Genomic DNA, 14,208 nt, shown 5'->3' with positions numbered 1-14,208 from the left:
GGTGGCGCGCGAGACTGGCGAGCGGGCCCGACCGAAGGAGCCGATCCAAGGAGAGTGCGTGAAGGTTCTCGGTATCGACATCGGGGGCACCGGGATCAAAGGGGCCGTCGTCGACACGAAGCGAGGGGTGCTCAAGACGGATCGGGTCCGGTTGCTCACCCCCGAGCACCCGGACCCGGCGAACGTCTCCTCCGTGCTGGCCACCATCGTGCGCCACTTCGACTGGGATGGACCGGTCGGATGCACCTTCCCCGGGGTCACGAAGGACGGCGCGATCCACACCGCCGCCAACCTGGTGCCGGAGTGGATCGGCCAGGATGCCGCCGCGACCTTCGGCAGGGCGACCGGTTGCCCGGTGACCGTCCTCAACGACGCCGACGCGGCAGGTCTGGCCGAGACCGCCTTCGGTGCGGCCGCGGCGCGAGGCGGGCTGGTCATCACCGTCACCTTGGGGACGGGGATCGGTACGGCGGTGCTCCACGACGGGGTCCTGGTGCCCAACACGGAGCTCGGACACCTCCCGCTGCACGGCGGTGACGCCGAGAAGTACGCCTCCGAGCTGGTGCGCGAGCGGGAGAACCTCGACTACCCGACCTGGGGTGGGCGCGTGGGCGAGTACCTGCGGCTGCTCGAGGACCTGCTCTGGCCGGACCTGTTCATCATCGGCGGTGGCATCTCCAAGCGGGCCGACAGGTTCTTCCCCTACATCGAGTGCCGCACCGAGATGGTGGCGGCCCGGCTGCTGAACCAGGCCGGGATCGTGGGGGCGGCGCTGGCCGCGGCGCAGCACCACGCCAAGCACAAGCCGAAGCGGTCGAAGTAGCGCCCCCTCCGGGCGGATCAGGCGGCGGAGTCCAGCCAGGACAGTGGCGTGCCGGGGACGTTGCGTACCACCGCGAACGCGAGCACGAAGATCAGCATGCTCCAGGTCATCCAGGGGCGCCAGGTCGGCGCGGGGCGGAGGGTGACCCCGATGCTCGACAGCGTCCAGCGGCCCACCAGGTAGGCCAGCAGCGGCAGCGCCACCACGAGCAACAGGTTGTGGCTCGCAGCCCGCAGCAGGTCACCGTGGAGGAGCGCGTACACGGCCCGGGTCATGCCGCAGCCGGGGCAGTCGAGACCGGTCATGGCCTTGAACGGGCACTGGGGGTACGCGGAGGACTCGTTCGGGTTCTGGATGGCGACGTACGCGCAACCGACGGCGATGGCCCCTCCCAGCAGGAGCGGCTGGGCCGCGTCCCGCCAGCGCCGAGCCGGGCCCAGCGGGGCGGGAGGGGCAGGTCGGTCTCGCAGATCGGTGCCGGCCACGAGCGCAGGCTACCCGACCGATCCCGTTGGGGTGGCTCCGGGGGGCCTCGGTAGCCTGGCGCCCGTCGACGAGCGTGAAGGGGGTCGAGATCGTCGCGCCGTTCGAACCATCCACCGCCCGCGACGGCTGGCGGTTGATCCGCGAGACACTCGGGAAGCAGCGGCGAGGGCTCGCCGTGGGGGTCACCGTCGGTCTGTGCTGGACCGGGGCCAAGGTCGCGGTCCCGGCGCTGGTCCAGGGCGGCATCGACAACGGCATGCTGACCCGCGACGCCGCCGCGCTGGGCCGGTGGACCGCGGCCATCGCGGTCGCCGCGCTGGCGGCCGCGCTGTTCACGGGGCTGCGGCGCTACTGGGCCTTCCGCGTCTCCCGGGCCGTCGAAGCCGACCTGCGCCAGCAGTTGTTCGCGCACCTCCAACGGTTGCACTTCGGCTTCCACGACCGGGTGCAGACCGGTGACCTGATGAGCCGGGCCAACACCGATCTCCAGCAGATCCAGCAGCTCGTGGTGCTGATCCCGCTGACCATCTCCAACGCGGTCACGGTGGTGGCGGTCACGGTGGTGCTGGTGGCGATGGATCCCGTGCTCACGGTGCTGGCGCTCGGGTCGCTGCCGTTGCTCAACGTGCTCGGCCGGCGGTTCTCGAAGCGGCTGCATCCCGCGGTCATGGGCATCCAGCGGGAGTCCGCCCAGCTCGCGTCGGTGGTCGAGGAGAGCGTGAGCGGGGTGCGGGTTGTGAAGGGCCTGGGCGCGGAGGAGGTGCAGGCCGACCGGCTGCGGCAGGAGGCCGACGACGTCTACGACCAGTCGATGCGGGCGACCCGCATCCGGGCACGCTTCCTGCCGGCCATGGAGCTGCTGCCGAACGTGGGGTTGATCCTGGTGCTCTTCTACGGCGGCCACCAAGTGATCCGCGGCCAGCTCTCCCTCGGCGCCATCGTGGCGTTCAACGCCTACATCGTGTTGCTGATCTGGCCGCTGCGGATGCTGGGGATGATCATCGCCCAGGGGCAGCGCGCAGCCGCCGCGGCGCAGCGGGTGCACGACGTGCTCGCCACCGACCCGGTCATCGTCGACGCGCCGAGGCCCGTCCACCTCCCCGGGGTGCGCCGCGGGTCAGGTGGCGACGGCCACGAGGGGCTCGGTGACGTGCGCTTCGAGGACGTCGTGTTCCGCTACCACCCGGAGGCGGAGGCGCCCGTGCTGGACCACGTCCACTTGCACATCCGGCCGGGTGAATCGCTGGCCATCGTCGGCGCGACCGGCAGTGGCAAGTCCACCATCGCCCGGCTCATCCCGCGCTTCTACGACGTCGACGAAGGCCGCGTCCTCCTCGACGGCGTCGATGTCCGCGACGTGCCCCTCGGTGAGCTGCGGCGGGCGGTCGGCATCGTGTTCGAGGACACGTTCTTGTTCAGCGACTCCATCGCCGCGAACATCGCCTTCGCCGACCCCCACGCCGGTCTGGAAGAAGTGGTGCGAGCGGCCCGGCTGGCAGGAGCCCACGAGTTCATCGAATCGCTCCCCGACGGTTACGACACCGAGATCGGCGAGCGGGGGTACTCGTTGTCGGGCGGTCAGCGGCAACGGCTGGCGATCGCCCGGGCGCTGGTGGCCGATCCCCGGGTGCTCATCCTCGACGACGCCACATCCGCCGTGGATCCCGACAAGGAGCACGAGATCCGTGATGCGCTGGCCGGGGCGATGAGGGGCCGCACCACCCTGGTGATCGCGCACCGCCCGGCGACCGTCGCCCTCGCGGATCGGGTCGTGGTGCTGGGAGCGGGGCGCGTGGTCGCGGAGGGGACCCACCACGAGCTGCTGGCCGGCAGCGAGGAGTACCGGGCGATCCTGGCCGCGGTCGACTCGCCGGAGGGGCTCGGTGCGGATGTCGCGTGAGGTCGCGGTGACCGAGCAGGACCGGCTCGACAGCGGAGGGGCACACCGGGTGCTGGTTCGGGCGGCTCGGCTGCTGGGCCCCTACCGGCGCCAGGTCGCGGCCGCGGCCGCATTGGTCGTGGCATGGACGGCATCGATCCTCGCCGGCCCGTTCTTCGTCCGCTACGGGATCGACGCCGGCGTCAGCGCCGGCGACGGGGCTGCGTTGAACCGGGCGGTGGTGGGCTTCGTCGTGGTGGCCGGCGCGTCCTACTTCGTGTACCGGGCCCAGGTCCTGCTGATCGGCCGGGTCGGCGAGAGCTTCCTGCGCGACCTGCGGGTGCGGGTGTTCGATCACCTCCAGCGGCTCTCCATGCCGTTCTACGACCGGGAGCGGGCCGGGGTGATCGTGAGCCGCATGACCTCCGACGTCGACGCCCTCTCCGAGCTCGTCCAGACGGGGCTGCTCATGTTCGTCATGAACGCGCTCCTGCTGGTGCTGTCGATCATCGTGCTGGCGGTGGTCTCGTGGCAGCTCCTGCTCGTGTGCCTGGTGGCCGTGCCCGGGGTGGTCGCGGCGAGCATCAAGTTCCAGCGGGACTCGAACCGGGCGTACCTCGAGGTGCGTGACCGCATCGGCGCCACGCTGTCGAGGCTCCAGGAGGGCATCTCGGGTGTGCGGGTCGTCCAGGCGTTTGGCCGCCAGGAGCTCGAGGAGCAGCGCTTCGCGCACCACAACCGGGTGCTGTATGCCGCCCACATGGACTCCGTGTTCGTGCAGTCCTGGTACCTGCCGGTGATCGAGCTCGCCGGCCTCGGCACCACGGCACTGGTGGTGGGGGTCGGGGGGATGCTGGTGATCGGCGACGTCATCACCATCGGAACCATCGCCTTCTTCGTGCTGACCCTCGGCAACCTCTTCGAGCCCATCCAGCAGCTCAGCCAGCTGTTCAACACGGTGCAGTCGGCCGGCGCCGGGCTGGACAAGCTCTTCGCCCTGCTCGACACCCCGTTGGACGTGCCCGAACGGCAGGGCGCGGTCGACCTCCCCCGGCAGGGCCCGTTGGAGCTGCACGACGTGAGCTTCGCCTACCGGGACGGCGATCCGGTGCTCCAGCACGTGTCCCTCGCCGTCGCGCCGGGGGAGCGCCTGGCGCTGGTCGGGCCGACCGGCGCCGGCAAGAGCACCCTGGCCAAGCTGGCGGCCCGCCTCTACGACCCGATCGAGGGTCGGGTCACCTTCGGCGGTGTCGACCTGCGGGACGCCACCCTGCGGTCGCTGCGGGAGCGGATCGTCGTCGTGCCCCAGGAGGGCTTCCTGTTCAACGGCACGATCCGGGAGAACATCCGCCTCGCCCGGGCGGGAGCGACCGACGACGAGGTCGAGGCCGCGCTGGCTGCCGTCGGCGCGCTCGACCGCTTCGCCTCGCTGCCCGGCGGGCTCGACGCCGAGGTCCACGAGCGAGGGTCCCGGCTGTCCGCGGGGGAGAAGCAGCTGGTCTCGCTCGCCCGGGTCGCGCTGGTGGACCCGGCCGTGCTGGTGCTGGACGAGGCCACGTCGAACCTCGACCCGGGCACGGAGCTGGTGGTGGAGGAGGCGATGGCCCGCCTGATGGAGGGCCGGACAGTTGTGGTCATCGCCCACCGGCTCTCCACCGCCGCCCGGGCGGACCGGGTCGGGCTGGTCGAGGGTGGGCGGCTGGTGGAGCTCGGCCGTCACGAGGAGCTGGTGTCGGCAGGGGGCTCCTACGCCCGGCTGTTCTCGACGTGGACCGGAGCGTTCACACCTGGTACGGCTTCGTGAGGACCTCGCGGACCACCTCGGGGGGTGACGGTTTCGAGAAGTAGAAGCCCTGGCCACTGCCGCAGCCCAGCCGTCGCAGCAACTCCAGCTGCTCGGCGGTCTCGACCCCTTCGGCCACGGCTTCGAGCTCGAGGGTGCGGGCCAGGTTCACGATCGCGGCCACGATGGCCGAGTCCTCCGCGTCGGGACCCAGCCCGTCGACGAAAGATCGGTCGACCTTCAACACGTCGACGGGGAACCTCCGCAGGTACGACAGCGACGAATATCCCGTGCCGAAGTCGTCGATGGCGATCACCACCCCGAGACGCTTGAGGTGGCCGAGGACGTCGATCGAGACCTGCGCATCGTCCATGAGCACGCTCTCGGTGATCTCCAGGCACAGCGAGGAGGGCTTCAGCCCCGACGCGTCGAGCACCCCTTGCACGAGCAGTGGCAGGTTGGCCGTGGTCAGCTGCCGGGCGGAGAGGTTGACGTGGATCCGGGGTGCCGCGTCGCCCAGCTCGTCCTGCCAGCGCCGGCCCTGCGTGCAGGCCGCGGAGAGCACCCGCAGGCCGAGGCCGACGATCAGGCCGGTCTCCTCGGCGAGCGCGATGAACTCACCGGGTGGGAGCAGGCCCCGGGTCGGGTGCTCCCAGCGGGCCAGCGCCTCCACCGCGTTCACCACCCCCGACGCGAGGTTCACGCAGGGTTGGTAGTGCACGACGATCTGTCCCTCGTCGAGCGCGGCGGCGAGCTCGTCGGCGAGCTGCATGCGCTGTGCGGCCCGGCGGCGCATCGATTCGTCGAACAGCTCCAGGCGTGCTCGGCCGTGCTCCTTCGCCCGGTACATCGCCGCGTCAGCGTCGCGCAGCAGCGCTTCGGGGTGGGCGGCATCGCCACCCGGCGAGAGGGCGATGCCGACGCTCGCCGTGCTGGGAACCTCCACTCCCCCGATCACGAAGGGCGTGCTCTCGATGACCGACAGGATCCGCTGGGCGATCGACACGGCGTGGTGCTCGTCGTGCACGTCTTCGCAGAGCACGACGAACTCGTCGCCGCCGAGGCGGGCCACGGTGTCCGCGGGGCGGAGGCCCTCGCGGATCCTCTCGGCGGTCTCGATGAGCAGCGCGTCGCCTGCATCGTGGCCGAGGGTGTCGTTCACGGACTTGAAGCGGTCGAGGTCGAGGAACAGCAGCGCGACGAGGTGGCCGTCGCGCTGGGCTCGGGCCAGCGCCAGCTCGAGGTGGTCGAGGAGCAGGGCTCGGTTGGGGAGGTCGGTCAGGGCGTCGTGGGTGGCTTGGTGGGCAAGTTCCGCTTCGAAGCGTCGCCGCTCGGTGACGTCGCGACCGACGGCGGAGATCTGGGTGATCTGCCCGTCGGAGCCCCGCTGGGCGGTGAGGGTCTGCCACACCAGCACGGCTGAGCCGTCGGCCGCCCGCATGGGGAGCTCACCGCTCCAGCTCTCGCCGCGCTCGAGTACGGGGAGCACGGCGGAGAACCACAGGTCCGACACCTCCGGTTCGTAGAGATCGAGATTGCTGGTTCCTCCGAGATCCCGGTCGGCGAATCCGAACAGCTCCCGAGCGGCGCGATTGAGGTAGGTGAGCCGTCCGGTGGCGTAGTCGGTGATGCCGATGAGGTCGCTCGTGGACTCGACGATGCTGGCGAGGCGGGTCGTCTCCTCGGTCGCCGCGATGAGCGGCGTGATGTCCTCGATCGAGCCCACCCGGGCGGTCATCTCGCCAGCGTCGGGGTCGTAGAGCTGCGTCGCGTGCACCCGGACCCACTTGACCGCCCCGCCCGGGGTGATGATCCGGTATTGGTCACGGAAGGTGCGCCGCTCGCGCATGGCGGTCTCGTAGCCGGCGATGACCCGATCGAGATCGTCGGGGTGCACGATGATCGGGGAGCGCCGCCCCAGCGCCTCCGGCGCAGGGATCTCGGTGATGTCGGACCAGCGGGGGTTCACGTACACCAGGCGATGCTGGCGGTCGGTCTGGAAGATCCCGATCGGGATCGAGGCGGCCAGGGTGCGGAAGAGTGCCTCGCTCTCCCGGAGTGCATCCTCGGCCTGCTTCTGCTCCGTGACATCGGTGAAGGTGGTCACCGCGCCGATGACCTCACCGTCGGCGATCCGGGGGACGGCGTTGATGTTCCACCAACGACGGCCCCGTCCTCGGATCTGCACCCCGGCGAGGTGTCCGAGCACGGGTCGACGTTCGCGGACCGCGATCGCCGTGGCGCGCTCGTCCCAGGGGATGGGGCGACCGGCGGCATCGATGGGATCCATCTCGGCCCAGATCTCAGGACGCCCGAGCTCGCTCGCCGGTCGCCCGAACAGTCGGAGTGCCGCACTGTTGACGGCTTCGAGGCGGTCGCGACCCTGGACCAGGACGGCGTCATGCAAGGCCTCGATCACCGCCCGGTAGCGCTCTTCGCTCTCGCGCAGCGCCTGGTCGGCCACCTTCCGCTCGGTGATGTCCTGCATCACCGAGTGCAGGTAGATCGAGTTGCCCTGCCGGATGAGGGTGGTGCCGCCCGCGACCCACACGTGCGAGCCGTCGGCTCGCACGAGCCTCCGCTCCATCTCGAAGTGGTCCACCTCACCGGCCCGCAGGCGCTTGAGCTGGTGCCGCAGGCCCGGCAGGTCGTCGGGGTGGAACAGGTCGACCGGGTCACGGGCGAACACCTCATCTCTCGTGGTGCCGAGAAGATCGAGGAACGCCCGGTTGACCTCCACCAGCGTCCCGTCGAGGTGGGCGATCACCTGCGCGATGGGGGCCTCGTCGATCAGGCGCCGATACCGTTCTTCGCGGTCGCGCAGCTTCGCTTCCGCTTCTTTCTGCTCGCTGATATCGATGATCAGGGAGTGGAAGTACGCGGGATCACCGTCGAGCTCCCGCTCGAGGGTGATGCTGCTCGACACCCATACCTCGGAGCCGTCCTTGCGTAGCAGCCGGCGTTCGGAGATCGACGAGTCGAGTTCGCCTGTGAGCATCCTGAGCCCGAGCTGCACGGTCGCCTCGCGGTCATCGGGATGGACGAACTCGATCGAGTTCCGGCCGATCACCTCTCGTGGTTCGTAGCCGAGCAACGACAGCCACGCCCCGTTGACCTCTACCATCACGCCCTCAGGGGTGTAGACGGCTTGACCCACCGGCGCCTTGGTGAGCAGGTCCCGATACCGCTGTTGGCTCCGCCGATGGGCGTCCGTGGCCTCCACCAGCTGCGAGATGTCGATGACCGTGCCGACGAAGGAGACCAGTTCACCGCCCTCGATCACCGGTGCCCCCTGGAGTCGCACGTGGCGGACCGTGCCGTCCTCGCGCACCAGCCGGAGCTCGACCTCGAACTCCTCGAGGCCCTCGCGGGCCCGGGCGTAGTGCTCCTCGAGCCGAGGGCGATCGCCGGGGTGGACCAGGTGTGCCACCAGCTCGTAGGGGAACGGGGTCGGCAGCTCGACGCCGGTGATCTCCCGCCAGCGGTCGTTGACCCACACCACCGTGCCCGACGAGTCCGACTCGGCGATGCCCACCGGAGCAGAGGCGAGCAGCCCGCGAACGGAGGAGGTGCCGGTCGTGTCCTGTCCGCCGGCCTGCCGGCGTTCGGCAGTGTCGCTCATGGTTCCCCCGGCCCCGGTGCGAGGGCCAAATCCTAGTCGGCGGAGAACTCCGGGTTGCCGGGGTGGGCCTCCGAGGACGATTTGTTACTATCGGGATAGGAGAAATTCGAGGAGCTGAGCCACCCATGACCTCCACCGATCTCGGCATCGACCTCAGTCGCTACAAGCTCGGATGGCATGACGAGGAGGACTACGTCTTCAAGCCGAAGAAGGGCCTGAGCGAGGACATCGTCCGGGAGATGTCGTGGATGAAAGGCGAGCCGGACTGGATGCTCGACTACCGGCTCCGTTCGCTCCGACACTTCGAACGCCGCCCCCTGCCGAACTGGGGCGGGGATCTGTCGGAGGTCTACTTCGACGACATCTACTACTACATCAAGCCCACCGAAGGGCAGGTCGACGCGTGGGACGAGCTGCCCGAGTCGGTCAAGGAGACCTACGAGAAGCTCGGCATCCCCGAAGCGGAGCGCAAGTACCTGGCCGGGGTCACTGCCCAGTACGAGAGCGAGGTCGTGTACCACCGCAATCGCGAGGACCTCGAGCGCCAGGGCGTCATCTTCTGCGACATGGACACCGCGCTGCGGGAGTACCCCGAGATCGTCAAGCGGTACTTCGGCACCGTGATCCCCAAGAACGACAACAAGTTCGCGGCCCTGAACTCGGCGGTGTGGTCCGGGGGGTCGTTCATCTACGTGCCGCCCGGGGTCAGCGTCCAGATGCCGCTGCAGGCCTACTTCCGCATCAACGCCGAGAACATGGGCCAGTTCGAGCGGACGCTGATCATCGCGGACGAGGGCAGCCAGGTGCACTACATCGAGGGCTGCTCCGCTCCCGTCTACACCACCGACTCGCTGCACTCGGCGGTGGTGGAGATCGTGGTCAAGCCGTCGGCCCGGGTCACCTACACCACGATCCAGAACTGGTCGAACAACGTGTTCAACCTGGTGACCAAGCGGGCGAGGGTCGAGGCCGAGGGCCACATGGAGTGGATCGACGGGAACATCGGCTCCCGGCTCACCATGAAGTACCCCGCGGTGTACATGGTCGGGCCGAAGGCCTCAGGCGAGGTGCTGTCGGTGGCCTACGCGGGCAGCGGCCAGCACCAGGACGCCGGGGCGAAGATGGTCCACGCCGCACCCGAGACGACCTCGAAGATCGTCTCGAAGTCCATCTCCAAGGACGGTGGGCGCACCTCCTACCGGGGCCTGGTCCGGGTCGAGGACGACGCTTACGGCTGCAAGAGCCACGTGCAGTGCGACGCGCTCATCCTCGACGAGGACAGCGTGAGCGACACCTTCCCGTACATGGAGGTCGGGGCCCGGGACGCGATCGTCGGTCATGAGGCCACGGTGTCGAAGGTGGCCGACGAGCAGCTCTTCTACCTGATGAGCCGCGGCCTCTCCCAGGAACAGGCCATGGGCATGGTGGTGAACGGCTTCATCGAGCCCGTCACCCGCACCCTCCCAATGGAGTACGCGGTGGAGTGGAGCCGCCTGATCGAGCTGCAGATGGAAGGCTCCGTCGGGTAGCTGCCCGATGGCCGCGTGGCCGCGGTCCCGGCGAGCGGCGGCGGAGCCCGGTGAGCGTGCTCGTTCCGCCGTGGAAACCACCGACGCCGCTGGCAGGATGCTGGCATGCCCATGCGCCAGGACTGCAAGCACTTCGAGAGTCGCACGTACGCGACCGGCGAGACGGTGCGCAAGTGCAACCTCGATCTCGCACCCGAGGCGCCGTGGCGCTGCCCGGACGACTGCCCTGCCTACGCCCGGCGCTTGGCCGACGTCAACTGGGCCCACGGCACGCTGGTGACCCCACCCACCCCGGCCGAGCCGGAGGGCGAGGGCATCGCCGAGCTGCTCGACGAAGCGGAGGACATCGTCAACGCCGTGGGGCCCGAGGTGCTCGCGGATCTGGAGGCGGAGCGCCGGCGAAACGCCGGGCTCTTCGGCCGGGTCCGGGCCCGGTTCCGCCGCTCGCCGTAGGCCACGGCGGCGTCGTGGTCTTCGTGGGCGTCGCGGTCCCCGCGGCTCAGCGCCCTCACCACCCGCTGGCTCAAATTTCCCCTATGGCGATAGGGTTATTCCGATGCACGCCCCCACCCTGGCCGAGGTGGCCCTGCCGTCACCCGAGGAGGAGGTCTGGCGATACAGCCGGATCGCCGAGCTCGACCTCACGGCGTTCCACCCCATCGAGCGGAGCACGGCAGGAGGGTCGTTGCCCGCGGCGGTGCGCGAGCTGCTGGCCGCGATCCCCGAGCGGGCCGGTGCGGTGGTGGTGGTCGACGGGACCGTGATCCACACCGAGCTCGCCGAGCCGTTGGCCCGGCGTGGGGTGTGGTTCGGCCCGGCCCGGGAGTCCGCCAGCGCGGGCACGGCCGGCGCGGGGGGCGAGCCGGTGGATGTGTTCGCCGCGCTGAACGCCGAGCGGTGCACCGACCCGGTGCTGCTCCACGTCCCGGCCGGGGAGGTTCCCGCGCCGTTCGTGGTGGTCGACTGGCTCGAGACCGAGGCGGCGGCTGTCTTCCCCCGGCTCACCGTCCGTCTCGGTGCGGGCGCCGGCGCGACCGTGGTCGAGTGGCACGGCTCCGCCGACGTGCACGCCTTGGCCTGCCCCGTCACCGACCTGGCGGTCGAGCAGGGCGCTCACCTCGGCCAGGTCACCGTGCAGCACCGCGGTCAGCGGGTGTGGCAGATCGCCTCCCAAGGCTCCACCGTGGGGCAGCAGGCCTCGCTGGTCGCGGCCCAGATCGGCCTCGGCGGCGACTACGCGCGGACCCGCACCGACTGCCGGCTCGAAGGACGCGCCGCCAGCGGCAAGCTGCTGGCGGCCTATTTCGGTGAGGGCGCCCAGACGCTCGACTTCCGGACCTTCCAGGACCACCTCGCGCCGGACACCACCAGCAACCTGCTGTTCAAGGGCGCCGTCGGGGGCTCGTCCCGATCCGTCTACACCGGGCTCATCCACGTCGGCAAGCACGCCCGCGGCACGAACGCCTTCCAGACCAACCGCAACATCAAGCTCTCCGAGCACGCCTGGGCCGAGTCGGTGCCGAACCTCGAGATCGAGAACAACGACGTGCGCTGCAGCCACGCCTCGACCGTCGGGCCGGTCGACGAAGAGCAGCGCTTCTACCTCGAGAGTCGGGGGGTGCCCACCGCGGTGGCCGATCGACTGATCGTGTCCGGCTTCTTCGACGAGGTGCTCTCGCAGCTCCCGGTCAGCGGGGTGCGCCCCCTGGTCGCGGGCGAGATCGACCGGCGCCTGGAGCGGAGCGAGCGGCCATGACCGTCGAGCGGCTCTGCTCCATCCACGACGTCGCACCCGGCGAGGCCCGGCGGGTCGAGCTCGGCGACCTGCGCATCGCCGTCGTGCGCATCGGGGACGAGTGGTACGCGATCGGCGACACGTGCACCCACCAGAACATCTCGCTCGCGGAGGGAGAGGTGCACGAGGACACCCGGGAGATCGAGTGCTGGAAGCACGGAAGCTGCTTCTCGCTGGTCACCGGCGAGCCCAGCTCGCTGCCCGCCACCAAGCCCGAGCCGGTCTACGAGCTGCGCATCGACGGTGAGGACGTGCTGGTGGTGCTGCCATGAGCGAGCTGCGCATCGAGGGGCTGCGGGCCCGGGTCGCGGGGCGGGAGATCCTGCAGGGCATCGATCTCGTGGTCCGCAGTGGCGAGGTCCACGCGGTCATGGGGCCCAACGGGTCGGGCAAGTCCACGCTCTCGCACGTGTTGATGGGCAAGCCGGGTTACGAGGTGGTGGCCGGGTCGGTCAGCCTCGACGACACCGACCTGTTGGCCTTGCCGGCCTGGCGGCGGGCCCAGGCAGGTCTGTTCCTGGCCCAGCAGTACCCCACCGAGGTGCCCGGGGTGGGCCTACTGGACCTGCTCGAGGAAGCCTTCCGGGCCAGCGGGCGGGACGCCTCGGAGGTCCCCGCCCTGGTGCGGTCGGAGGCGGCCCGCATCGGCTTCGGGGAGCAGCTGCTCGAGCGGGCGGTGAACGTCGACCTGTCGGGCGGCGAGAAGAAGCGCAGCGAGACCCTGCAGCTCGGTGTGCTGCGTCCCCGGTTCGCGATCCTCGACGAGCTCGATTCCGGACTCGACGTCGACGCCCTCCGGGCCTGTGCCCGACGGGTCGAATCCGCCACCACCGAGTTCGACCTGGGGGTGTTGGCCATCACCCACTACTCGCGGCTGCTGAACGAGCTGCGCCCGGACGTGGTCCACGTCCTGGCCCGCGGGCGCATCCAGGCCACGGGTGGGCCGGAGCTGGCGGCGGAGCTGGAGCGCACCGGCTACGCCGCCTACGGTGAGACCGATCAGGAGGACCCATCCGGCCGCCGGGGCCCGGCGGGGAACGGTGACCCCTTCGCCGATCCGCTGGCCTGACTCGGCGCCGAGCCGGGGGAGGGCCATGTGTCAGGGGAGGACCAGGTGATGGCAGCGCTCTCCGACACCGAAGCCCGATCCCGCCTCGCCGGCCTCGACGGTTGGGAGATCGTCGACGGCAAGCTCCACCGGGAGCTGTCGTTCACGGACTTCGGGGAGGCGTTCGCCTTCATGACCCGGGTGGCGTTGATCGCCGAGAAGCTCGACCACCACCCGGACTGGTCGAACAGTTGGAACTCGGTCACCATCGACATCGTGAGCCACGCCGAGGGCGGGCTCACCGAGCGCTGCTTCGAGCTGGCGGCCCGGGTGAGCGAGGTGCTGCGCTAGCTGCCGATCGACGACTTGGCGGAGGCTGTCGATCCGTGCCAGCCGCTGGTCCGGGTCGCAGCACGGCGAAGCCGGAGGCGCCCGATCCTTCTCGTTGCTTGGTGCAGAGCCGATGGAGTACGCCCGTGAGATCGGTCGGCCCGTGCGAGACGATGGCCGCCACCGCGTGGGGATCGGCGAGCAGCAACACCTCGTCCACCGTCATCGCGACCTCCACCCAGAACAGCAGGTAGTACAGCGTCGCCCCGGCGGTGAACGCCGATGCCGCGGCGAGTCCGGCGAAGGGCAGCGCGAGGGCGTAGAACCGGGCGACGAACCCCGCGCGACGCGCGGACAGCTCGCCGGTCATCGCCGCGAGCACCGCAATGCCCACGGCCAGCGCCAGCACCACCACGACGATGAAGGGGACGAGGCCCTCCACCTCGAGGAGGCTCGGCGGTACGGTCCGGGAGGTGGAAGCCGACGGCGGGAGGACCGGCAGGGTCGTCGCCATCTACCTGATCGTGCAGGCCGCGGTGGGGGTGGCGCTGTGGGTCGCGTGGACCTGGTCGCCGACCGTACGCTCCTGGTTCGAGCTGGCCGCCGACCGGCCCGGGGTCATGGACGCTTTCGCCGTGGCGGACCTCGGCGCCGCGGTGTCGGGCTCGGTGGTCAGCGCCTGGGGGTTCTGGCGGGGTGCCGCCTGGTCGGTGCCCGCCGCGGCCTTCACGGCGGGCACACTCTTGTACCCGACGCTGTTCCTGGTGGGGTGGGTCTCGCTCGAGGGCACGGGTGCGCTGTGCCTGGCGATCATGATCGCGCCGTCGGTCCTGACGAGCTGGATCGCCTGGCAGTCGTGGCGCCGGCAGCACCGGTCGCTCGCCGATCGGTGACCGGCCGGCCGTGACACCGC

General features: G+C 70.3%; 13 protein-coding genes. 10 read left to right on the top strand and 3 right to left on the bottom strand.

The window, feature by feature from the left end:
* The first annotated feature begins 58 nt into the window (after positions 1–58).
* On the top strand, positions 59–823 hold the full coding sequence (ppgK, locus tag HZF19_RS11715; protein WP_307781212.1) for a polyphosphate--glucose phosphotransferase: 765 nt from the start codon (positions 59–61) through the stop codon (positions 821–823).
* 17 nt (positions 824–840) lie between these two features.
* Here ppgK and HZF19_RS11710 read toward each other — a convergent pair whose 3' ends face one another.
* The gene (locus HZF19_RS11710) at positions 841–1,308 is read right to left on the bottom strand and encodes a DUF2752 domain-containing protein (protein ID WP_307781211.1); all 468 of its coding nucleotides are present in this window, start codon (positions 1,306–1,308) and stop codon (positions 841–843) included.
* Between the two features lie 74 nt (positions 1,309–1,382).
* Here HZF19_RS11710 and HZF19_RS11705 point away from each other — a divergent pair, with 74 nt between their 5' ends.
* A complete protein-coding gene (locus HZF19_RS11705) occupies positions 1,383–3,209 on the top strand; it encodes an ABC transporter ATP-binding protein (RefSeq protein ID WP_208028968.1) in 1,827 nt (608 codons plus the stop codon).
* The gene (locus HZF19_RS11700; protein ID WP_208028967.1) at positions 3,199–4,992 is read left to right on the top strand and encodes an ABC transporter ATP-binding protein; all 1,794 of its coding nucleotides are present in this window, start codon (positions 3,199–3,201) and stop codon (positions 4,990–4,992) included. The genes HZF19_RS11705 and HZF19_RS11700 overlap by 11 nt, the downstream gene beginning before the upstream one ends.
* Here HZF19_RS11700 and HZF19_RS11695 read toward each other — a convergent pair.
* Positions 4,970–8,593 carry a PAS domain S-box protein gene (locus HZF19_RS11695; protein ID WP_208028966.1) on the bottom strand — a complete coding sequence of 1,208 codons (3,624 nt, stop codon included), beginning with the start codon at positions 8,591–8,593 and terminating at the stop codon, positions 4,970–4,972. The genes HZF19_RS11700 and HZF19_RS11695 overlap by 23 nt on opposite strands.
* Positions 8,594–8,718: 125 nt before the next feature.
* Between HZF19_RS11695 and sufB the strand changes: the two genes are divergently transcribed.
* The 6 genes from sufB to HZF19_RS11665 all read left to right on the top strand — a co-directional run bounded on the left by sufB (position 8,719) and on the right by HZF19_RS11665 (position 13,316).
* The gene (sufB, locus tag HZF19_RS11690; RefSeq protein ID WP_208028965.1) at positions 8,719–10,122 is read left to right on the top strand and encodes a Fe-S cluster assembly protein SufB; all 1,404 of its coding nucleotides are present in this window, start codon (positions 8,719–8,721) and stop codon (positions 10,120–10,122) included.
* Between the two features lie 105 nt (positions 10,123–10,227).
* Positions 10,228–10,575: a hypothetical protein gene (locus tag HZF19_RS11685; protein ID WP_208028964.1), complete on the top strand. Its 348-nt coding sequence runs from the start codon at positions 10,228–10,230 to the stop codon at positions 10,573–10,575.
* A 103-nt stretch (positions 10,576–10,678) separates the two neighbouring features.
* On the top strand, positions 10,679–11,878 hold the full coding sequence (locus tag HZF19_RS11680) for a SufB/SufD family protein (RefSeq protein WP_208028963.1): 1,200 nt from the start codon (positions 10,679–10,681) through the stop codon (positions 11,876–11,878).
* Positions 11,875–12,189, top strand: coding sequence for a Rieske (2Fe-2S) protein (locus HZF19_RS11675; protein ID WP_208028962.1), 315 nt, complete (start codon positions 11,875–11,877; stop codon positions 12,187–12,189). The genes HZF19_RS11680 and HZF19_RS11675 overlap by 4 nt, the downstream gene beginning before the upstream one ends.
* On the top strand, positions 12,186–12,986 hold the full coding sequence (sufC, locus tag HZF19_RS11670) for a Fe-S cluster assembly ATPase SufC (RefSeq protein ID WP_208028961.1): 801 nt from the start codon (positions 12,186–12,188) through the stop codon (positions 12,984–12,986). Before HZF19_RS11675 ends, sufC begins: the two co-directional genes overlap by 4 nt.
* 48 nt (positions 12,987–13,034) lie before the next feature.
* The gene (locus tag HZF19_RS11665; RefSeq protein ID WP_208028960.1) at positions 13,035–13,316 is read left to right on the top strand and encodes a 4a-hydroxytetrahydrobiopterin dehydratase; all 282 of its coding nucleotides are present in this window, start codon (positions 13,035–13,037) and stop codon (positions 13,314–13,316) included.
* Here the strand turns inward: HZF19_RS11665 and HZF19_RS11660 are convergent.
* Positions 13,264–13,737, bottom strand: a complete 474-nt coding sequence (locus HZF19_RS11660) for a hypothetical protein (protein WP_208028959.1) — start codon at positions 13,735–13,737, stop codon at positions 13,264–13,266. The two genes, HZF19_RS11665 and HZF19_RS11660, sit on opposite strands and share 53 nt — an antisense overlap.
* Positions 13,738–13,768: 31 nt before the next feature.
* Here HZF19_RS11660 and HZF19_RS11655 point away from each other — a divergent pair, with 31 nt between their 5' ends.
* The gene (locus HZF19_RS11655; RefSeq protein WP_208028958.1) at positions 13,769–14,188 is read left to right on the top strand and encodes a hypothetical protein; all 420 of its coding nucleotides are present in this window, start codon (positions 13,769–13,771) and stop codon (positions 14,186–14,188) included.
* The last annotated feature ends 20 nt before the right edge of the window (positions 14,189–14,208 follow it).

It is taken from the genome of Rhabdothermincola sediminis (assembly GCF_014805525.1).
Classification (GTDB): domain Bacteria; phylum Actinomycetota; class Acidimicrobiia; order Acidimicrobiales; family Acidimicrobilacustridaceae; genus Rhabdothermincola; species Rhabdothermincola sediminis.
This window is presented reverse-complemented; position numbering and strand designations above follow the sequence as displayed.